This is a genomic window from Mycobacterium sp. Root265 (assembly GCF_001428895.1).
Taxonomy (GTDB): Bacteria; Actinomycetota; Actinomycetes; order Mycobacteriales; family Mycobacteriaceae; genus Mycobacterium.
Window position 1 is genome coordinate 257,009 of the sequence record NZ_LMJA01000029.1, and the last position, 20,586, is coordinate 277,594.

Below are 20,586 nucleotides of genomic sequence, written 5' to 3' on the forward strand. Positions count from 1 at the left end.
CGGGGTACCCACTCGGTGCCGTCGACCTTCGGCACCGGAAAGATCGGCGTCAGTCAGGCGGCGAAGACGGCGCGGACGACGGACTCGTCCCCGTCGACCTCGACCAGACCGAGGGCGCGGGCGTCCTCGAGGGTGAGGGCTCCCGCAGCCAGCCCGAGGACGTAGCTGGGTTCGGCACGGATGATCGCATCGAGATCGCCGCCCTCGTACAGGCCGACCTCGAAGCCCGTTCGCGATGCGCGAAGTGCCAGGAGCTCGCCGACATCGAGGCCGACCGTCGCCGAGGACCGGACCTTGACCCGGGTTCCGAGCAGGGCAGGGATGGCGAGAGCGAGCCACTCGGGGCGGAAGGCTTCGCCTTCGGGGCCGCGCACCATCAGCGGGGTCGACCAGGCGATCAAACTCTCGATCGGCGTGCGTAGTTCGGCGCCCCACGGGGTGAGGTGGTACTCGACCACGCTGCCTTCGCCGGCCAATCGCCGTTCGATCACCCCGAAAGCCTCGAGCTCGCGGAGTCGGTCGGCGAGCAAATTTGTCGCGATACCGGGGAGACCGTTGATCAGGTCGCGGTAGCGCGCGGGAGAGATCAGCAGCTGGCGGACGATCAGCAGGTTCCACCGGTCGCCGACGACTCCGAGGGAGCGGGCGAGCCCGCAGTACTGCCCGTAGCTGCGCATCGAATCCTCCAGCACTTGATTTACTCAAGTGTATATGAGAAGTTCAAGCGATCGAGAAGGCTGGCACACCAGGGGGCGTCATGACCGAATCCATCAAGAGCACCCGACCCGCCTGGGTGGACGACGGACTGTTCCCGTTCGAGAGTCGCTTCATCGACATCGACGGGCACAGCGTGCATTACGTCGACGAGGGCTCGGGCCCGACACTGCTTCTCCTGCACGGCAACCCGACCTGGTCGTTTCTCTGGCGCGAGGTGATTTCCGCGCTGCGAACAGACTTCCGCTGTGTCGCGCTGGACTATCCGGGATTCGGACTCTCCACGGCAGCGCCTGGGTACCGCTACCTACCCGAGGAGCACGCCGACGTGGTCACCGGGTTCGTCGATGCTCTCGGCTTGGACGGTGTGACACTGGTCGGCCAGGACTGGGGCGGCCCGATCGGCCTGGCCGCCGCGCAGCGACGGCCCGGCGCCTTCGATCGGCTGGTCCTCGTCAACACCTGGGCCTGGCCCGTCAACGGCGTGCTGCACTTCGAGGCCTTCTCCCGCATTGTCGGTGGTCTCCCGATGCGATTCCTGGTCCGGCAATTCAATGTGCTCGTCAACGCCTTCATCCCCACCGGCCACCGCAGACGCACACCGACGGCCGACGAAATGAACCATTACCGAGAGGCGCTCGCCACCGCTGAGCGGCGGCAGGCCAGCGCTGTGCTGCCTGGGCGGGTGCTCGGCAGCCGCGCTTTCTTCGCCGACGTCGAGGCCGGTCTTGCCGACCTCGCCCACCTACCTACCCTCATCGTGTGGGGCGACGCCGACATCGCCTTCCGCCCGCAGGAGCGGGAGCGCCTCGAAGCCACCTTCCCCCAGCACGAGACCGTCATCGTCGAAGGCGCCGGCACCTATGTGGAGTCCGACGCGCCCGAGGAGTTCGTTGCCGCGATCCGCGACTGGGCAGCGAGGTAGGAGGTCGCCCAGCCGCTCGCTCCGAGGGACGAGTGGACATCGCCGATGCCAGTTCGTAGCCTGTCCGAGACAGTCGACAGCCGGGCCACGATCGGTCCTATAGCGAAGGACCGTGACAATCCGAATGACCGAAGTGCGCCGTTCACTTCGACGAGCGGTGTGCGGTTTCGCGGTGACAGTCCTGGTCCTGGCCGTATCGATGGGCGGCGCGTATGCCGATCCCGCGGCAGATGCACTGGCCAAACTCAACGAGTTGTCCCAGCAGGCGGTGCAGAGTCGCCAGGCTGTCACCGCTGCCCAGCGTGACGTGGATGCGACCGCCGCTGTTCAGGCAGCAGCCGACGAGCGCCATCGCGGCGACCTGCAGGCCCTGGAGGCCGCCAACGCCCAGCTCCAGCCGTACCAGGCCGCGATCAACCGGGTGGCCGCGATGGAGTACATGAGTGGACGCAGCGGTCAGATGGCGGCGGTGCTGACGGCCGGCTCCCCGCAGCAGCTCATCGATCGGCTGTCGCTGCAGCGGACGGTCGCCGCGCAGGCAGCCGACCAGATGAAGGTCTTCCTGGCAACGCGTGAGCGCGCCGCCACCGCCGCCCAGGCTTCGGAGAAATCAGCCGCCGGCGCCCGCGCCGCGGCCGAGAAGGCAGCATCGGTGCGTGCCGACCTTCAGTCCAAGTTGAGCGACATGCTGAAGCAGATCGCCGCCGCGGAGGCGCAGTACGCCGCACTCACACCGCAACAGCAGGCGGCCGTCGACAACGCGGTCCCGCCGCCACCGCCGAGTGCGCCCGCTCCGACAGACCCGGCGATCATCGCGATGCCGGCCCCGCCATCTCTGGCTGCCGCCGTCATCGACATCCCCGAGGCGGCCCTGCCCGTCGGTGTCGCCAACGAGGCCGGTCTGCAGCCCAACGCGATCCTGGCGGCCCGGGCGGTCAGTGCGCAGTTCCCGCAGATCGGCGAGATCGGTGGGGTACGGCCGGACTCGAAGCCGTGGCATCCGAGCGGCCTGGCGATCGACATCATGATCCCGAACTCCGGCAGTCCCGAGGGCATCGCGCTGGGAGATCAGATCATGGCGTTCGCGATGGCCAACGCAGGCCGGTTCGGGCTGCAGGATGTGATCTGGCGTGGCACGTACTACACGCCGGCCGGTCCGCAGGCATCTGGTTACGGCCACTTCGACCACGTGCACATCACCGTGACGCCGCGCCGCTGACTTCCGAGCAGCACCCGCGTTTGGGGATTCAGGCGTCGAGCGCCACCACATCAGCGGCCCGCAGCGCGTTCACCGCGAGGCGGGCCGCGCTTCCGATCGCCTGGTCGACGACGGGCAAGTAGACATCTGAGCGCGCGGCGCGGGTGAACACGGAAACCGCGATCGGAATCTCATCGGGGAACGAGACGACGGCGACCTCGTTGCGGATGGGTCCGATGGTGCCTGTCTTGCCGGCCACCACCACATCCGGAAAAGGGAACGCCGACCGGATCCGGTGCGGCCAGATCTGTTGAGAAAGAATCGTTTTCATGGCATGAGTCGACTCGGGGGAGGCGGCGGTGCCCGTCCAGATGGCAGTCAGCATGGTGTTCGTGTCGGCCGGACTGGTCGCGGTGGTGTACGCAGGGTCGAATGCCGCACTGTCGTGGATGACGTTGTTGCTGGCGAGCAGGCCGACCGCTTCGCCGAGGGTCAGAGCTCCGGAGTCATGAATCACCTGGCGTTGCAGCGCCGCGGTGCCGCCCACGACACGGGTACTGGCCAGACCGAGGTCGTCGATCACGTCGTGCAGGGCGTCCATGCCCACTGCCGCCAGCAGGACGTCGGCAGCGGCGTTGTCGGACAGCGTGATCATCATTCGGGCGAGGTCGAGCCACGAGAGCGTGACCGGGTCGGCGAACAGGCTGATACCGGTGGGTCCGGGTGTGCAGTCACCGGGCACGACGCGCACCGTTGCGTGCGGGTCGAGGCGGCCCGTGTCGAATGCGCGCGCAGCGGCGATCAGCACGACGACCTTATACACCGAAGCCGCGACCACCGGTGCATCCCCGTCGATATCGATGACACGTCCGGTGCCGCCGATGTGTTGAGCCCGCAGCCATCCGAGACAGCCGGCGTCGGTGAACGCGTCGGTGATCTGCTGTTCGATGGTCCTCACCGGTCGGCTCGCAGGAGCTGACGGTCGACCGCGTACACCGCGTCGCCGACGTCGGCACCGGTGGCGGTGACGATTCGCAGGCGCAACGCGGTTTCGTCGACGAGCATGCGGCGGTGTGCGGTGCCGGTGTGCACCGGCGCGGCGCTGGTGGCCAGACCGAAACATCGTCCCGATGCGACCGCGGCAGCCACCTCGCGATGGGTGGCGGCGGGGACCGTGGACGGATCCAGGCCGCGACGACGCAGCTGGTCGATCAGCAGATCGTGAGCAGCCGGATTGTCTTCTCGCGGAACGGTTGCCAGTGCGAGGTCCTGCAGCATCTGCGCGCGTGGTGCATCCGCGACGGCGGCGCGATGCCCCGCCGGCAACACCACGCTGCGTGCGACGGTGACGACCGGTCCGGCGTCGATTCCCTCGACCAGCACGGGATGTTGCACCACAGCGAGTTGCAGCGTCCCGCGACGAACTTCGCCCAGCAGCTGCGCTGTGCTGCCGGTGGCAGTCGAGACGACGGCGTCGGCGCTGTCGAGAGTGCTGCGGATACCATCCACACAGCGTGCGACGAGCTCGTCGTCGAACTGCGGAATGACGCCCCACCGCACTCCCTGCCGTGCCCCGACCATCTGCTGCGCATCGTCGAGGAACCGGGCAGCGTCATCGACGATGAGCCGCGCCCGAGGGAGCAGCGCAGCGCCATCATGGGTGAGCCTGGCGCCGTCGGGCGCGCGTTCGATCAATTGCAGCCCCAGGCGCTTCTCGAGTCGGCGCAGGCCCTGGGAGACCGGCGGCTGAGTGACCCCGAGGCTGGCTGCGGCGTGCCCGAAATGCCGGTGCTCGGCGACAGCGACGAAGTAACGAAGATGAGCGACCAAGTCCACGTCCACCAGTCAACACGGTCTTCGGTGGCGAGGCGATCAGGCCGCGCACCGACTTGGGGCCCACAGCGGGTGGCGCTGGCCTGCGGCGATTGCGAGCGGATATAGCGCTGCGGCAGCGCGGGAATTGGGCCACGCCTCGGCGAGAGTGGTCTGGTGTCGTTGTGAATCAACACATGACTCGACGTCAAGCGCTCATCGGTGCGCTGGTGACAGGTGGTGTCGTGGCGGGCTGCCGAATCGCCGGTGCGACACCGCCGCCGGCCACCGCAGACAGTGACTTCGCCGCTCTCGAACACCGACACGGCGCACGCATCGGCATGTGGGCTCTCGATCTGGGCACGGGACAGACCCTGGGATACCGCCCTGACGACCGGCAGGCGATGTGCTCGACGTTCAAGACCTACGCCGTGGGGCGGGTGCTGCACATGGTGGCCGGAGGTGTGCTCGATCTGAACTCGGCCATACCGATCACCGCCGGCGACATCGTGGTCGATTCACCCGTCACCAGCAAGCGGGTCGGCACGTCGATGTCCCTCGCAGAACTCTGCGAGGCGGCGTTGGTCTTCAGCGACAACTCGGCAGGTAATGCGTTGCTGCGGAGCATCGGCGGGCCTCCGGCGATCACATCGTTCGCACGTGGCCTCGGCGATGACCAGACGCGTCTGGACCGCTGGGAGCCCGACCTCAATTCGGCATTGCCGGGCGATCCGCGTGACTGCACGACACCTCGCGCATTGGTTACCGGCTATCGGGCGTTGATGGTCGGCGATGCGCTGGACCCGCCGTCTCGGGACCGCCTACTGAGCTGGATGCAGGCCAATGTGACCTCGGACAAACGTTTCAGGGCGGGTCTGCCGCCCGGCTGGACAAGCGCAGACAAGACCGGTGCCGGTGACTTCGGTGTCACCAACGACGCAGGCCTGCTCATCGGCCCGACCGGGCAGCGCATCCTGGTCGCCGTGCTGACACGATCCGCCGAGGACCAGATGGACGCCCCGCGGCTCAACGACGCGGTCGCGGACACCGTACGACTCACGTTGGCGCGGTGGGGACACCATCAGGGTGGAACACCATGAGAGCTCAATGCCGCCCGCGCTTGGTCGCCGCGCTTACGGGTGTTTGTTCCACTGGCCGCAATCCTGGGCCAGCACGTCGTTGACATCGACACGGATGCCCCCGACGATCGGTCCCGGATTCGACGCAGTGTCGATGACGCGTTGGTAGAGCACCGCGGCCGGATGGATCTGGCCCTTCGACCATGACCGCGTCTGCCAGATCCACGCCTTGCCGGGCGTGCCCGACCTGCCGATCACACCGTCTTCGATGGCCCATTGGGACGGGTTGATGCCCGCGTAGATTCCGGTCCGCATCTCGCCGATCACCGAGTTGATTCCGCGAAACCACGGCAGTGCCTGGCTGTTCCAGGTGTTGCGGTCGATGTCGTCGTCGACGCTGAAGAAGATCGGTGCGCTCTTACCGCCGCCCGCCGCGGTGTGCAACGCCCACGCGGTCCTGGCGTCGGCCACCCCACCGGCATACCCGCGGGTGAAGTCCGAAGGCGCTGTCCCGCCGGGCTTCCCGTACTGATAGTTGCTGACGATGATCAAGCCGGCGGCGGTCAGTGACTGGGCGTAGGGCAGGGTGATCGGCTTGGCGCCGAACGACGACCCGGGTCGCGACGTCGACACGTAGTTGATCACCCCGGAGTGCCCGGCGGCCCGGATGTCCTGGGCCGGGATCTGGCGCATCGCGTAATCGATCAGCGTGGGCGCGGCGGCTGCGGCGGTGGGCGCCGCAGCACCGGCCGCGACGGCACCCATGCCGGCCAGCGCCGACGCCGCTGCGGCGTAGCGCAGGGCGTCACGGCGGGAGACCGCGCGGGGATCCGACATGGCGGGGATGTTAACAGAGTGGCTCTAGTGAAATATGTGACCGCGCCGTGCGCCAGCGGGAAATTTACGGGGCGGACAGTGAAATCCGCCGACGCCACCGGCGACGACGCGGAATACAGTCCACCGCAACGCTTCGCCTCACGTCGAGACCTCGGCGGCGGGCACCGGCCTGCGCACGGCCGAGCCGATGAGGTGGCGGCGCAACCGTCCGTCCGCCAGCCGGAACAGGTGGCCCATGGCGACGGCCGTACCGGGCACATCGTCGCGAGCGGTCAGGTAGGTCCAACGGTGCGCCTCCGGCAGCGAGAAGAAGGTCTCGAAGAAGCGCGGGACGTCGTCGGCGGGCATCCGCAGGAGTGCTTCCAGGCCGATCAGCCGGAAGCGGTGGATCGCTCGGGCGGAGCGCGGCCAGATGGTGCGCCGCGCCGCGGCCAGCGCCGCGTCCGGACCGGCCGGCAGGTGAGCGGCCAGCGCAGCGGCCACCGTCGGCGCGAGGCGCAACGACGCGGCCACACTGAAACCGGTTGCCGGATGGATCAATGGCGCCGCCGCACCGAATCCGAACACATCCGTCCCGCGGTGTCGTGGCTGATCCAACGGAAACGAAACCTTCTCGCTGCGTGCGTTTTCCGGGATCTTTACACCGTGGTGGGCCAGCCTGGCATGCAGCCGTCGGCGTAGCACCGACAGCGGAAGTCCCGGCCGGCGGGCCAGGGAGGTCTCCTCCACCAGCACCTGTCCACCGCCCAAGGGCACCGCGTACAGGAACGTCGGCCAACCCGCCTCGCCGTGGTCGGCACGCCAGTCCATGAACAGTGCGTCTCCGGACTCCGTGAGCGGTGCCGCTGCGTCCGCGTCGATCACCAACCCGTAGGCCGTCTGATCCGCAGGTGTGCGGCGCGCCGCGGCGGCATCCAGGGGGCGCGCCCGGCCTCCGGCGTCGACGACGACCGCGGCGCGCAATGCAGATCCGTCGGCCAGCGTGACCACGCCGCGTTCCGGTGACCCGACTGCGCGCCCGGCGTGAATGTGCACTCCGGCAAGTTGGTCGGCGAGGTGCCGCTGCAGTGCGGGCACATCGAGAACGGCGTACTCCCAGCCCAACTGGTGCTCGGTCAGCGCGATCGCCCGGCCGGCGGCGCGCGCCGCGACCACGGACACCGGCAGATCCGGCGGCAGTTCTGGGCTCCACATGCCGTAGGTGGCCGTCCACGGCCGGTCAGGGGACGGGTCGACCAACCCGGTGACCAGCCCCTGCCTCGCGCATGCCGCCGCCAACGCCATCCCCGCGGGCCCGGCGCCCACCACCAGAACGTCCATGGGGTCAGGCCCGGGTGAACGGATCGCCGAGGCTGATGGTGCCCTCGGTGACCACTTCGAAGTAGGCCCCCGCGCAGGGTAGGCGCCCCAAGCCGAAGGAGTCGACGAGGTTCTCGGTGGCCGGGGTGCGCAGTGCGTGGACGGCGCGACCGAGGTCACCGTGTTCGAGGGTCGGGATCACGCATCGTGGCGTGGCGCCCATCCCTTTCAGTTGGACAGCGCCGATATCGAAAGTCCCTTCAGCCCAGTCATTCTCGGCGTACGCGGGGTAGCCCGGGGGAGTGACGATGACGATGTTGGGCCGGTAGCGCTGCGCCTCGGTCCCGATCCGCTCCAGCGTCGCGGTGGTGATGACGTGCAGCGGTGCGAGATCCACGAAGGAATCGCCCGGGGTCGCCTCGCCCAGCTCGAGCAGCGGAGCGTCCACCACGGCGTCCAGTCCTCGATCGAGAACCTGCTCGGGGTCGGCGCGTTCCAGGCTGGCCCCCGCGGGGCGGCGGGTGGCCAGCCGGACCGGTCGCGACACCAACTCGGAGAGGGCCTCGTCGAATTCGTCCTGCCCGGGCCGCACCTCGGTCCCGTCGGGCAGGCGGACGCGCACCTGGTCACCGTCGATGCGCGCGGTGCACGTCAGGAGCCGGCGCCACAGGCGCGCCTGTTTGGCGCTGGCCACCCGTCCGGTCTCGCCGTCGATCAGGGCCAGCCGGCGGTCCCCCTCGGCACCGTCGTGACCGACGGTCAAGGTGGTGACGGCCTCCCCGAGCATCGATTTGACGGGATAGCGGTGCAGACTTCCCACGTGCAGTTGGTCACCGGTGGACATAGTCGAACGATACGTACCTAGGACACCGTCGCGCGGGGCGTGATCCTGGCAGGGTCCGCGGTCGGCACGCTGAGGTGCATGTCCGTCACCCGCATTGAGCCGAACGAGGTGATGGTTGCGTAGAGGGTCGACGAGGCCACGAGTTGCACGGTGACGGTCTGCCCGGGCTTGAGGGTGTGGGCCACCGGCTCCAGCGCAATGCTGATCGAGCGTGGCTGACCGTCGAGGGTGACGGGGATGGGCGTGACCTGGCCGCCCAGCACCAATCCGGTGGAGTCGTCGACGAGCTGGGCGTACACGTGCCGGGCGATGCCGGTGCCGCTGTAGCTGAGTGTCAGTCGAGGTGCGCCCGCCACGACCGTCGTCGTGGTGAGTGCGGGTGTCGTGAGGTTCAGGGCGTTGAAGGCTTTCGACCCGCCGATCGGCAGCACCCCGAACATCGGTCCGGAGCCGCCGATGAACGGCACCAGTGGCAGCAGGCCGCCGGAGCTGCCGGCGGTGACGGGGCTGCCGTTGACGATCCGATAGGTATCCGACGCATAGAACTGCCCGCGCTGATCGACGAATTCGAATCGCGGACCGGTCACCGCCTCGGTGTTGCCGTTGACGTACCGGTCGAGCCACGCGAGGGTCGCCTGCTGGATCACGACGCCGTCGGTGGGGTCGAACACATTGTTGGCGCACAGTCCGTGGCCGCCGCAGAACCAGATGACCTTGGTCGGGACGCGGTTGGCGATGAGGGTCTGGGCGGTGGTGTCGGCCTCCTGCAACGAGAACAGGGTGTCGACGGTGCCCTGGATCAGCAGGGTCGGCGCGGTGATCTTGCCGACCAGGTCGCGCGGGGCACCGGGCCCGAGTTGGGCCAGGCGGTCTTGTTGAGCCTGGGTCTGCCTGCCGGTCAGCACACCGAAGATGGTGGCCGGCAGGATGGCCGGATTCGCGCGGGTGAACAGCGTGGTGCCCGCGGTCAGGATGGCCGTCCAGCTGCTCTTGTACGACTGGTTCTTGTAGTAGGCGGTGCTGAAGGAGTTCCAGGCGATGGCCGGCACGATCGCGTCGATACGCGGATCGGTGCCGGCGGCAACCAGTTGGATGCCGCCGCCGTAGGACGCGCCGGTCATGCCGATACGGGGATCCAGCACGCCGGGATCGAGCCGCGCCTCGGGCTGGGTGGCCACCCAGCTGATGATCGCGGACACGTCCTTGGCCTCGAAGTCGGGGGAACCTTGTTCGAGCCTGCCCCCGGAACTGTGTTCCCCGCGGGGATCCCAGGTGACGACGTTGTAGCCGGCGGCGCGCAGCGTCCCGATGTACACCAGGCCCGAGGTGTCGGCGATGATGCCGTCCAGCGGCGTGGGTTTGAGATTGGTGGCGCCCGGTAGGAGAAGACCCGGGCCCTGCAGGATGGTGGCAGCCTGCTCGCCGGGCCGCAGACCGACCGCGGGCATGAAGTGCGCGTAGATCCGGGTGCCGTCAAAAGACGTCAACATCACGTCGCGCGGACGCGGTGTGCCCGCCGGCCGGCCCGCCTCCAGGGGATAGCCGACGATCGGGTGCAGCAGGTCGCTGACCACGGGTATCTGGTTGATCACCGCGACGATCGGCGTCACGAACAGCGGCCCGAAGACCGGTACCTGCTGCAATGGCTCCAGCAACGGCGTCTTCGGTGTCGCGATGACGGGCGCGTTCGTGACGGGGTCGACCACCCGTGTCGTGGCGGCGGTGGGGGCAAGGGTGTTCCTGCTCGCGGCGGCCAGCATCGTCCACGACAGCGGCGGATCCACCGGCACCGCCGGGCCGTCTGTGGCAGTGCGTACGGTGCGCGCCGGACGGGGAGCCGTCACAGGGTCGGCGACCTCCGTCAGGGCGGCCGGGGTGATGACGATCGGGTCCGTGGGTGCTGGTCCCGGGTCGGTGGCATCGGAAGGGCTGTCGGCGACGGCCGCCGCGCGCGCCGATTTCACGGATCTCTTCCGGGCCGACGGCGCATCGGTGTCGTCGTCGACGGCCGCTCGAAGCACGCCCGCTCGCGGTGTCGCGGAATCTTCGCCCGAAGCGGTGTCTTTCGCGGAGTCCGGCTTCTCGTCGGGTTTTGCGGTGTGCGGAGACGACTGCCCGGAGGCCGGGGAACTCGCGCCGTCGCTTGCACTTTCAGCGGGCGCCGCAGACGCCGTTCCGCAGAACACCGCCGCCCCGATGCCGAGAGTCGCGGCCAAACCGCCGATCCTGCCGATGTACACCGCCGCCGCGCTCACACCGGTCATTACCAGGCTCTCCCGTCAGTTGTGGCGCACTGTTCAAGATCACTGTGTGTTTGCTGGGGACGTGCTGTCCATCACAACACAAACGTCAGATCGGGACAAGGAGCAATCGGGCAGTCCGCGTCGGACACGGGATCTTCCTGCTAGCGGTACCACTGAGATGGGCGCTAGCCGCGGCGATTTCGGGCCTCTGCGCGAGCAGTCTCAAGGGGTCGGACAATCGACACGGACCCAGAGGGGAACCTGACATGAACAAGATCACCGTCATCTCGACAACCGTTGCCGCCGTAGTGCTGAGCGGACTGATCGGCTTCGCGCCGATCGCCGCGGCCGACACCGACCCTCAGGTCGGTGACCCGACGTCGACGGCCTCCCTGCACCAAGAAGCCCCCATCTCGGCGGAGACCGGTGCCCCGCTGGGCGACGAGGGCCTGGGCACCGATCCGCTGATCCCGCTGGGGACCGATCCACAGTCGCCGGTCCGGCTGGGGTACATCGACCGCAATCACGACGAGGGCAACACCAGCAACGGAATGGTCGACACCGCGTTCTGACCGGCAGCTTGTCCGTGCCGGGGGGATGTGTGCACACCGGCGCGGGGAAGGGTCCGTCGCCGACCGGCCGACACGTTGGCGCGCAGTCGGCACGACGTAACGGCAGCACCGGGGCGCCGCCAGGGCTCGCAGTACCGGACTACGCCGTGCGCGCGCTCCACTCAGCCGTGCGCTCGGGCGTCGCCTCGGCCAAGGCCTTCACCGTCTTCTCCACATCGAAGTCCTTGCCGTACACCGGCGTTCCGGGCTGCTGGCGCCACGACTCCGAGATCGGACCAGCATCCACCGGATCGAATCCGAGCTGCTCGACGATTCCGTGCACCAGCTCGCGGCCCGGTCCGTCCGCACCGGCGATCGGGAGCGCGATGCGATTGGGCGTACCGCTGGGCGTTCCCTTCTTCAGCAGGTGCTTCCAGAAGATCCCGTTGAACACCTTGTAGACCGGTGCGCCGATCTGGTCGGCGACCCAGCCGCTTTCGGTCTGACCGTCCTCGATGGCCGCGATCTCCCCGTCGCGTTGCTGCGGGTAGTAGTTGTTGGTCTCGATCACCGGGGCGCCAGGCTTGCGGGCGTCCACGATCCCGTCGGCCAGATCGGGCACATTTTTCTGCGGGATGCTCACGATGACGAGGTCGGCATCGGCGGCGGCGTCCCTGGCCCACACCGCGGTCGCACCGGTTTCGTTCGCCAGTTCGGTGAGCGTTTCGGGGGCCCGCGAGTTCGCGACGGTGACGTCGTGGCCGAGTTCGCGCAGCCGGCGCGTCAGGGTGCCGCCGATCAGACCTGCTCCGATGATTCCGATCTTCATATGTCGGCCAACGTGCGGCCTGGTCCGCCTATTCCGTCGCGGAAGGAGATGGCGCATCTTTCACCAGATAGATGAGCGGCCGCCCGCGTGTGTCGACGGTCTCGTGATCGCTTCGGAAATCGAGTTTGTCGAGAACCCGCAGCGAAGGGGTGTTCCATGCGCCGACGGTGGACCAGATCCGGCGGCGCCCGGTCGCGAATGCCGCCTCCATCACGGCGTGAGCGGCTTCGCTTGCATAGCCGTGACCGTGAAAGCGTTGCAACAGCTCGCACGCGATCTCCGGTTCATCGACGGTGCACCGACCGATGATCAGACCGCAATAACCCAGCGGTTCACGGTCGGCGTTGCGGCGAATCGTCAGCAGCCCGAATCCGTTCCGAACAGCTTCGATCCGCTGCTGAGCCAACCGAGCGCGGATGTCCTTCACCGACTCCGACGTGCCACCCTCGTGCTCCCCGAGTAGCTCGTGATTCCACTCGGCATCGCACTCGTCGCGCAGATCAAGGCTGAGCCGTTCGGTGCGGATCGAGGTGGCCATCGGTATGTACCGCATCACCGCCCCCTCCGCACAGCGCGGCTGGCTCTCCCCTCACGGGTGCCCCCACCGTCTACTCATGACACTTCACCACAGCGCACGCGCACCGACCACGACGGCTCGGCCGGCGAGTTCACCTGCACCACCGAATTCACCGGTGCCACAACGCTGGACATCGATCACGTAGACGTACTGCAACGGTTGCAGGGAGTCTTCCCCGGCGGTGTTGCCGACCTGCACTGCAGGTTCACCATGGACGATGCGCTGATCAGCCGGCTGGTGAGCGAGCCGTGAACTTTATGTGCGTAATCTGGCCACCGCGTCGATCGGCTCGGACGATGGAGGGGACATCGTCGAGCGAAAGGTCCACGCGTGACAGTCTCACCGCAGGCAACGGAGCGAGGCCGGAAACCGCACTGGTCACTGGCCCGCACCTGGCTGCTGCAGCCGGGAACGCCGGGCGGCGGCGAGGCGTTTGACGCCGCCATCGCTGGTAACGCCGATGCCATCGTGCTGGACATCGAGGACGGGCTGCCCGACGCGCAGAAACCCGCCGGCCGCGTGTCGGTGGCCGACTGGCTGAGTACCGGGGCGCAGGCGTGGGTGCGGATCAACAGTGTGGCGACCGAGGCGTGGTCGGCCGATCTGGACGCCGTGGCGCACGCTCCGGGGCTTCTCGGCGTGATGCTGGCCAAGACCGAATCCCGCGACGACATCGCTGCCACCGCTGCGCGGTTGCCGTCCGGAGCGCCGGTGGTGGCCCTGGTCGAGTCGGCGCTGGGCATCGAGTCGGTCACCGAGATCGCACGGACCCCCGGCTGTGCGCGAATTGCGTTCGGGATCGGCGATTTTCGGCGGGACACCGGCATGAGCGAGGATCCGACGGTGCTGGCCTATCCGCGTGCCCGCCTGGTGATCGCCAGCCGCGCAGCCGGCCTCCCGGCGCCGATCGACGGACCGACCCTGCGTGATCAGTCGCGCCACCTCACCCGGGAGACCGCGGTCGCCAAGGCCGCAGGCATGACCGGCCGGCTCTGCCTGGATCCCGAGCATGCCGAGACGATCAACAGTCTGCTCAGCCCCTCCCCGCTGGACGTCGACGAGGCCCGCAGGACGCTGGCTCGCCTCGACGCGCCCGCCGGGCCCTATGACGGCAGTGTCGGACCCACCCGGGCCCGCGCGCAGGCCATCCTTGACCTCGCCGAGAAGCTCGGCCTCGACTGAACCGATTCACATTTTGCGAAAGCGCGTGCGCAAGCGCTTGCCTAGGGCTTAGGCTCCCGAAGATCACGTGATGCGATCCGCGTCACATCGGGGACAAGGGAGTCCACATGTTCGGAAAGCGCAGCACGCACGCGGTCGGAATGGTCCTCATGGCCGGCTCACTGGTTCTGGGACTGACCGCCTGTAGCGGATCGGATTCGGACAGCATCAAGGTCGGTCTGATCACCAAGACCGACTCGAACCCGTTCTTCGTGAAACTGCGCGAGGCCGCCAAGGCGCAGGCCGACAAGGACGGCGCCGAATTGGTGGCGCTTGCAGGCGCTTTTGATGGCGACAACGAGGGCCAGGTCGCGGCCATCGAGAACATGGTCGGTCAGGGCGTCAAAGGCATCCTGATCACCCCGAACTCCTCCACCGGAGTGCTCGACGCGATCAAGAAGGCCCGCGACGCGGGCGTTGTCGTCATCGCTCTCGACACCGCGACCGACCCGGAGGACGCCGTCGACGCCACGTTCGCCACCGACAACCTGGCCGCGGGCGTCGCGCAGGGCAAATGGGTGAAGGCCGCCCTCGGCGCCGCACCGCCCCAGATCGTGATGCTGGACGGCACCCCCGGTGGCACCGTGGACACCTTCCGGCACGACGGCTTCCTGGAGGGCTTCGGTATCGCCGAGGGCTCCCCGGAGATCGTCGGCCAGGAGAACACCAACGGCGACCAGACCAAGGCCCAGACCGCCATGGAGAACATCCTCCAGCGCGCCCCAGGTATCAATGCGCTCTACACCATCAACGAGCCGGCGGCGGCCGGTGCGTACCAGGCCATCCAGTCCGCCGGCCGCGCGGACCAGATCACCATCGGGTCGATCGACGGCAGTTGCACCGGTGTGGCAGACGTGAAATCCGGCAAGATCGGCGCCACGGTGATGCAGTTCCCGGCCAAGATGGCCGAACAGGGTGTGCAGGCCGTGGTCAAGTTCGCCAAGGACGGCACCAAGCCGAGCGGATTCAACGACACCGGCTCGGAGCTCATCACCGACAAGCCCGTAGCCGGCCTCGAATCGAAGGACACCGCCTGGGCCGAACAGAACTGCTGGGGCTGAACTCGGTCATGAGCACCGGCGCTCCCTCAACCGCGACGCCGTCGGTATCGAGCCGGTTCAACGCAGGCAGCATCCTGCGTGAACCGCTGCTCGGTCCGATGGTGGCCCTGCTGCTGGCCATCGTCATCTTCAGCTCGGTCTCGGATTCGTTCCTCAATCCGCAGAACGTCTCACTGATCCTGCAACAGTCGGTGGTCGTCGGCATCCTTGCCGTCGGCCAGACCCTGATCATCCTCACCTCCGGCATCGATCTCTCCATCGGCGCGGTCGCCGTCTTCGGCAGCATCGTGATGGCCCAGAGTGCCGGTGCCAACGGTCCTTTCGTGGCCCTGGGATCGACGCTGCTGGTGTGCGTGGCGTTCGGCGCGATCAACGGCGGGCTCGTCACCATGCTGCGGCTGCCACCGTTCATCGTCACCCTGGGCACGTTCACCGCGATCCAGGCGGCCACCCGCCTGCTCGCGGGATCCGAGACCTACCGCGTGGAGCAGGGACCGCTCACCTTCCTGGGCACGTCCTTTCGCATCGGCTCGTTCTCGACCACCTACGGCGTGGTCGCGATGCTGCTGGTCTACCTCGTCATGTGGTACGCCCTGTCCCAAACCGCCTGGGGTAAACACATTTACGCCGTAGGCGGTAATCCGCAGGCGTCGATTCTGTCCGGCATCAAGTCCGGGCGGGTGCTGCTGTCGGTGTACATCACGACGGGTGTGATCGCGGCGATCGCCGCGTGGGCCGCTCTCGGGCGCATCCCGAATGCCGACCCGAACGCGTATCAGAACGCCAATCTGGAATCGATCACCGCGGTGGTCATCGGCGGAACCAGCCTGTTCGGTGGGCGCGGCGGCGTCGGCGGCACGTTGGTCGGCACACTCATCGTCGGGGTGCTCCGCAACGGGCTCACCCAGGCCGGCGTCGACAATCTCTACCAGAACATCGCCACCGGAATCCTCGTGATCGTGGCGGTGGCGGTGGATCAGTTCGCGCGCAGGAGGTCTCAGTGACGAGCACGAAGAGCGACACACCGGTTCTGGAAGCGCGGGGCCTGGTCAAGAAGTACGGCAACGTGACGGCGATCAACGGTGCGGACTTCGCGCTGCGCGAGGGGGAGGTGCTCGCCGTCATCGGTGACAACGGTGCCGGAAAGTCCAGCCTGATCAAGGCGCTGGCGGGGGCGGTGGTTCCCGACGCCGGAGAGATCCTGATGAACGGCACCCCGGTATCCTTCAAGAACACCCGAGATGCCAGGGCCGCCGGAATCGAAACGGTCTACCAGGATCTCGCCGTGGTCCCGGCCCTCGACATCGCGTCGAATCTGTATCTCGGGCGCGAGGTGCGACGTAAAGGGCTCGCGGGCAGCCTCTTCCGTCGACTGGACATGCCGAGGATGCGCCAAGAGGCATCCCAGCATCTTGCGGACCTGAAAATCGGCATCAAGTCCGTGAACCAGGCCGTGGAGACCTTGTCGGGCGGGCAGCGCCAAGGTGTCGCGGTGGCGCGGGCCGCCGCGTTCGGCCGTGGCGTGATCATCATGGACGAGCCGACGGCCGCCCTCGGCGTCCGGGAGTCCGGACAGGTGATCGACCTGATCCGGTCGATCCGCGACCGCGGAATTCCGGTGGTGCTCATCAGTCACGACATGCCGCACGTGTTCGAAGTGGCCGACCGGATCCACATCCACCGGCTCGGCAAGCGGGCGGGTGTCGTCGACCCGAAGCAACGCTCGATGTCCGAGGTCGTTGCCCTCATGACGGGTGCGGAGGAGCCGACCGATGAGGAACGCGCCGGCATCTGAGAAGGCCCCGGTCGGGGTCTTCGCCGGGTTGGCAACGCTGGACGTGATCCATCGCGTCGCGAAAGCACCTGCGGTGAACGAGAAGATCACGTCCACCGCACAGTTTGTCGCCGCGGGCGGACCGGCTGCCAACGCGGCTGTCACCTTCGCGGGACTGGGCGGCGAGGCCATCCTGGTGACCGCGCTCGGCGACGATCCGGTCGCCGACCTGGTCCGGGCCGATCTCGCCGCATATGGCGTGCGTGTCGTCGATGCCGCGGCGGGCACCCATCGCGCGGTACCCGTGTCCGCGGTGTCGGTGGTGGAGTCCACCGGGGACCGATCGGTGGTATCGCTGGACGCGGTGAACTCCGACGCTTTGCCACCGCCAGGTCTGGGCGACCTGATCCGCGAGGCCGACGTGGTCCTCGTCGACGGGCACCATCCCCTCATCGCCCGCGACGCCGCCCGGCACGCCGCGGCCCGGGCCCTCGCCCTCGTCGTCGACGCCGGGCGATGGAAGCCGGTGATGGCCGACATCATTCCGCACGCGACCGACATGGTGTGCTCCAACGACTTTCGGGTACCCGGCGCCGACACCTCGGAGTCCACGGCCGCGGCGCTGGTCGCAAGCGACGTGCGTACCGTCGTCACCACGCACGGCGGCGACCCCGTCGCATGGTGCTCAGACGGCAGGTCCGGGTCCGTGCCGGTGCCGCCGGTGGCGGTGGTCGACACGCTGGGTGCCGGTGACGCCTTCCACGGTGCCTACGCGTACTACTCGACCCAGAGCGCGAGCAGCATCACCGAGCGCATCGATCGCTCCGCCCGGGTGGCGGCACTACGGTGTTCGATAGTCGGGCCGCGGGCATGGCTGGACGCACTCTCCACGGATCGGAAGCGAGAACGGTGACCTTCGAGCAGGACGTGCAGGACGCCACACTGGACCAGCTGGTCGAGTCGGCCCGGGCGCTCGTCGTTCGCGGCCAACGCCGCATCCTAGGCCTCACCGGCGCGCCGGGTGCCGGGAAGTCCACCGTGGCCGAACAACTCGTCTCCGCCCTCGGCCCCGAGATGGCCGTGCTGGTGCCCATGGACGGCTTCCATCTGGCCAACGAGGTCCTGATCGATCTGGGTCGCCTGGACCGCAAAGGTGCACACGACACCTTCGACGACGGCGGGTATGCACGGCTGGTCGCGAGCCTGCGCACACAGCGTGCCGACGACCCGGTCGTGTACGCACCGCGATTCCGGCGTGAGATCGAGGAATCGATCGGCTCGTCCATACCCGTCCCGCCGACGGTGCCGCTGGTCGTCACCGAGGGCAACTACCTGCTGCTGGAATCCGATGCGTGGCCCGCGGCACGGTCCCACATCGACGAGGTGTGGTTCCTGGCTCCCGACACCGAGGTTCGCCATCGCCGCCTCGTGCGCCGGCACGAGGCGTACGGAAAGTCCCCGCAGGAAGCGGAGTTCTGGGCCCTCGGGTCCGACGAGCGCAACGCGCAGTTGATCGAGTCGACCGCGGGCCGCGCGGACCGCATCGTGCGCCTCCGATGAAGACCATGGGCGATGTCGCCCGTATCGCCGGGGTGTCCGCATCCACGGTCTCGCATGTGCTCAACGGCACCCGTAAGGTCAACACGGCCACCCGATTACGCGTCGAGGCGGCCATCGAGCAGACCGGCTACCGCCGCAACGGCGTTGCCCGATCACTGGCGGCCGGCCGCACGCACACGGTCGGACTCTCCATCTCGGCGCTGACGAATCCCTACTTCGGCAGCCTGGTGCACGCCGTGGAGCGGGCACTGTCGGACGCCGGGTACGTCCTGATCGTCGGAGACTCCCATGACGATGTCACCTCGGAGCAGCGCGTCACCGGTTCACTGCTGGACCGGCAGGTCGACGGGATGATCGTGGCGCCGGCAGCCGGCTCCGAGCGGGTCACCCTGCCCGAGATCACCGGCACCGGAACTCCTCTCGTCCTGATTGACCGTGGTGTCGACGCCGGCTGCGATCAGGTCGGCCCGGAGAACTTCTCGTCGACGCGGTCGTTGACGGCGCACCTGCTCGAACTCGGTCATCGGCGGATCGCCGTCGTGCGCGGCCTTGCCGGAATCTCCTCCACCATCGAGCGATTCGATGGTTACTGCGCGGCGCTCACCGACCATGGCGTGCCCGTCGATCCCGCGCTGGTCGTCGACGGCGAATCCAACACCGACGTGGCCGAACGCGAGGTGCACACCCTGATGTCGCGCGCCGACCGCCCGAGCGCACTGGTGTCCCTGAACAACGCCATGACCATCGGAACGCTCAAAGCCCTGCGCAGTCTGGGCCTGTCGATACCGGGTGACGTGGCCTTCTCCTGCTACGACGACTTCGAATGGTCGGACCTCTTCGAGCCCCGGCTCACCGCGGCGGCCCAGGACGTCGAGACGATCGGCGTCACGGCGGTCGAACTGCTGCTGCGCAGAATGCGCGGAAACGATGATCCGCCGCAACAGATTCGGGTACCCACCTCCTTCCATCACCGCAACTCATGCGGATGCACGTGACGCCCAACCCAGCCCCTCTTGTTAGGACCCGCCACCATGCCGATAGCAACCCCTGACCACTACGTCGCGATGTTGGATCGTGCCAAGGCGGGCGGGTTCGCGTATCCGGCCATCAACGTGACCAGCTCCCAGACCCTCAACGCCGCGCTGCAGGGGTTCGCCGAAGCCGACAGCGACGGCATCATCCAGGTGTCACTGGGCACCGCGCTCTACCTGTCCGGAAACACGGTGCAGAACCGTTTCGCGGGGTCCAAGGCGCTCGCGCTCTACGCCCACGAGGTCGCACAGCACTACTCGGTGACCGTGGCCCTGCACACCGATCACTGCCCCGCCGAGAATCTCGACGACTGGGTCCGGCCGTTGATCGCCGATTCGGTCGAACGACGCGCCCGCGGGATGGACCCGCTGTATCAATCGCACATGTGGGACGGCTCCGCGGTACCGCTGGACGAAAACCTGCGCATCGCCGAAGGATTGCTGGAGGCATCGGTGGAAGCCAACACCATCCTGGAGATCGAGGTCGGAGTGATCGGCGGCGAGGAGGACGGGGTGTCCCACGAGATCAACGACAAGCTGTACTCGACCGTCGACGACGCGCGGGCCACCGTGCAGGCATTGGGGACGGGGGAGCGCGGCCGGTACCTGACCGCCCTGACCTTCGGCAACGTCCACGGCGTCTATCACCCGGAGTCGGTCCATCTGCGCCCGGAGATCCTCGCGGAGATCCAGGCCGTCATCGGTGGCGAAACCGGCCGAGCCAAACCGTTCGATCTCGTCTTCCACGGCGGATCGGGTTCCAGCGCCGAGGACATCGCGTCCGCGGTCGCCAGCGGGGTCGTCAAGATGAACGTCGACACCGACACCCAGTACGCGTTCACCCGATCCATCGCCGGCCACATGATCAGCAAGTACGACCAGGTGCTCAAGGTCGACGGCGGCTACGGCAACAAGAAGGCCTACGACCCGAGGTCGTGGGGTAAACCGGCCGAGAACGCCATGGCGGCAAGGGTTGTCGAGGCCGCGCAGATGCTGGGTTCGGCCGGACGGGCGATGCGGTAGGCAGAACC

22 protein-coding genes are annotated in these 20,586 nt (G+C 67.9%); 12 read left to right on the plus strand and 10 right to left on the minus strand.

The genetic code is table 11. The features are described 5' to 3' along the window. Positions 1-53: 53 nt before the first annotated feature. Positions 54-677, minus strand: a complete 624-nt coding sequence (locus ASE48_RS21890) for a winged helix-turn-helix transcriptional regulator (protein ID WP_057169393.1) — start codon at positions 675-677, stop codon at positions 54-56. 80 nt (positions 678-757) lie between these two features. On the opposite strand from ASE48_RS21890, the gene ASE48_RS21895 reads away from it, so the two are divergent. Both ASE48_RS21895 and ASE48_RS21900 read left to right on the plus strand, forming a co-directional pair. Further along, complete coding sequence (locus ASE48_RS21895) at positions 758-1,639, plus strand: alpha/beta fold hydrolase (protein ID WP_057169237.1); 882 nt, start codon at positions 758-760, stop codon at positions 1,637-1,639. Positions 1,640-1,763: 124 nt separating this feature from the next. Beyond that, the gene (locus ASE48_RS21900; protein WP_057169238.1) at positions 1,764-2,858 is read left to right on the plus strand and encodes a coiled-coil domain-containing protein; all 1,095 of its coding nucleotides are present in this window, start codon (positions 1,764-1,766) and stop codon (positions 2,856-2,858) included. Between the two features lie 28 nt (positions 2,859-2,886). Here ASE48_RS21900 and ASE48_RS21905 read toward each other — a convergent pair whose 3' ends face one another. Further along, positions 2,887-3,795 carry a serine hydrolase gene (locus ASE48_RS21905; protein WP_057169239.1) on the minus strand — a complete coding sequence of 303 codons (909 nt, stop codon included), beginning with the start codon at positions 3,793-3,795 and terminating at the stop codon, positions 2,887-2,889. Further along, a complete protein-coding gene (locus ASE48_RS21910; protein WP_057169394.1) occupies positions 3,792-4,673 on the minus strand; it encodes a LysR family transcriptional regulator in 882 nt (293 codons plus the stop codon). Before ASE48_RS21910 ends, ASE48_RS21905 begins: the two co-directional genes overlap by 4 nt. Positions 4,674-4,846: 173 nt before the next feature. Here ASE48_RS21910 and bla point away from each other — a divergent pair, with 173 nt between their 5' ends. After that, positions 4,847-5,749 (plus strand): class A beta-lactamase, encoded by a 903-nt coding sequence (bla, locus tag ASE48_RS21915; RefSeq protein ID WP_057169240.1) that lies wholly within the window; start codon positions 4,847-4,849, stop codon positions 5,747-5,749. Between the two features lie 33 nt (positions 5,750-5,782). Here the strand turns inward: bla and ASE48_RS21920 are convergent, their stop codons facing one another. The 4 genes from ASE48_RS21920 to ASE48_RS21935 form a co-directional block, all read right to left on the minus strand. Beyond that, the gene (locus ASE48_RS21920) at positions 5,783-6,565 is read right to left on the minus strand and encodes a DUF1906 domain-containing protein (protein WP_057169241.1); all 783 of its coding nucleotides are present in this window, start codon (positions 6,563-6,565) and stop codon (positions 5,783-5,785) included. Positions 6,566-6,703: 138 nt separating this feature from the next. Beyond that, positions 6,704-7,885 (minus strand): lycopene cyclase family protein, encoded by a 1,182-nt coding sequence (locus ASE48_RS21925; protein ID WP_057169242.1) that lies wholly within the window; start codon positions 7,883-7,885, stop codon positions 6,704-6,706. Positions 7,886-7,889: 4 nt separating this feature from the next. After that, positions 7,890-8,708 (minus strand): MOSC domain-containing protein, encoded by an 819-nt coding sequence (locus tag ASE48_RS21930; RefSeq protein ID WP_057169243.1) that lies wholly within the window; start codon positions 8,706-8,708, stop codon positions 7,890-7,892. Between the two features lie 17 nt (positions 8,709-8,725). Continuing rightward, positions 8,726-10,972, minus strand: coding sequence for a S15 peptidase family protein (locus tag ASE48_RS21935; RefSeq protein ID WP_235571419.1), 2,247 nt, complete (start codon positions 10,970-10,972; stop codon positions 8,726-8,728). Between the two features lie 245 nt (positions 10,973-11,217). Between ASE48_RS21935 and ASE48_RS32830 the strand changes: the two genes are divergently transcribed. Beyond that, positions 11,218-11,523, plus strand: coding sequence for a hypothetical protein (locus tag ASE48_RS32830; RefSeq protein WP_057169244.1), 306 nt, complete (start codon positions 11,218-11,220; stop codon positions 11,521-11,523). A gap of 139 nt (positions 11,524-11,662) precedes the next feature. Here the strand turns inward: ASE48_RS32830 and ASE48_RS21945 are convergent, their stop codons facing one another. The 3 genes from ASE48_RS21945 to ASE48_RS33875 form a co-directional block, all read right to left on the minus strand. Further along, positions 11,663-12,331 carry an NADPH-dependent F420 reductase gene (locus ASE48_RS21945; RefSeq protein WP_057169245.1) on the minus strand — a complete coding sequence of 223 codons (669 nt, stop codon included), beginning with the start codon at positions 12,329-12,331 and terminating at the stop codon, positions 11,663-11,665. Positions 12,332-12,359: 28 nt separating this feature from the next. Then, positions 12,360-12,869, minus strand: a complete 510-nt coding sequence (locus ASE48_RS21950) for a GNAT family N-acetyltransferase (RefSeq protein ID WP_235571420.1) — start codon at positions 12,867-12,869, stop codon at positions 12,360-12,362. An 84-nt stretch (positions 12,870-12,953) separates the two neighbouring features. After that, positions 12,954-13,106, minus strand: coding sequence for a hypothetical protein (locus tag ASE48_RS33875; RefSeq protein ID WP_162264259.1), 153 nt, complete (start codon positions 13,104-13,106; stop codon positions 12,954-12,956). A gap of 132 nt (positions 13,107-13,238) precedes the next feature. Between ASE48_RS33875 and ASE48_RS21955 the strand changes: the two genes are divergently transcribed. The 8 genes from ASE48_RS21955 to fbaA all read left to right on the plus strand — a co-directional run bounded on the left by ASE48_RS21955 (position 13,239) and on the right by fbaA (position 20,578). Continuing rightward, the gene (locus tag ASE48_RS21955; protein WP_057169247.1) at positions 13,239-14,090 is read left to right on the plus strand and encodes an HpcH/HpaI aldolase/citrate lyase family protein; all 852 of its coding nucleotides are present in this window, start codon (positions 13,239-13,241) and stop codon (positions 14,088-14,090) included. Positions 14,091-14,197: 107 nt separating this feature from the next. After that, entirely contained in the window at positions 14,198-15,190 is a 993-nt protein-coding gene (locus tag ASE48_RS21960) for a substrate-binding domain-containing protein (RefSeq protein ID WP_057169248.1), read from the plus strand. Positions 15,191-15,198: 8 nt separating this feature from the next. Continuing rightward, positions 15,199-16,194, plus strand: a complete 996-nt coding sequence (locus ASE48_RS21965; protein ID WP_057169249.1) for an ABC transporter permease — start codon at positions 15,199-15,201, stop codon at positions 16,192-16,194. Continuing rightward, positions 16,191-16,985: an ATP-binding cassette domain-containing protein gene (locus tag ASE48_RS21970; protein WP_057169250.1), complete on the plus strand. Its 795-nt coding sequence runs from the start codon at positions 16,191-16,193 to the stop codon at positions 16,983-16,985. The genes ASE48_RS21965 and ASE48_RS21970 overlap by 4 nt, the downstream gene beginning before the upstream one ends. Continuing rightward, positions 16,963-17,877 (plus strand): PfkB family carbohydrate kinase, encoded by a 915-nt coding sequence (locus tag ASE48_RS21975; protein ID WP_057169251.1) that lies wholly within the window; start codon positions 16,963-16,965, stop codon positions 17,875-17,877. Before ASE48_RS21970 ends, ASE48_RS21975 begins: the two co-directional genes overlap by 23 nt. Beyond that, positions 17,874-18,524 carry a nucleoside/nucleotide kinase family protein gene (locus ASE48_RS21980; RefSeq protein WP_057169252.1) on the plus strand — a complete coding sequence of 217 codons (651 nt, stop codon included), beginning with the start codon at positions 17,874-17,876 and terminating at the stop codon, positions 18,522-18,524. Before ASE48_RS21975 ends, ASE48_RS21980 begins: the two co-directional genes overlap by 4 nt. Next, positions 18,521-19,519: a LacI family DNA-binding transcriptional regulator gene (locus ASE48_RS21985; RefSeq protein WP_057169253.1), complete on the plus strand. Its 999-nt coding sequence runs from the start codon at positions 18,521-18,523 to the stop codon at positions 19,517-19,519. Before ASE48_RS21980 ends, ASE48_RS21985 begins: the two co-directional genes overlap by 4 nt. Positions 19,520-19,555: 36 nt before the next feature. Then, positions 19,556-20,578: a class II fructose-bisphosphate aldolase gene (fbaA, locus tag ASE48_RS21990; protein WP_057169254.1), complete on the plus strand. Its 1,023-nt coding sequence runs from the start codon at positions 19,556-19,558 to the stop codon at positions 20,576-20,578. The last annotated feature ends 8 nt before the right edge of the window (positions 20,579-20,586 follow it).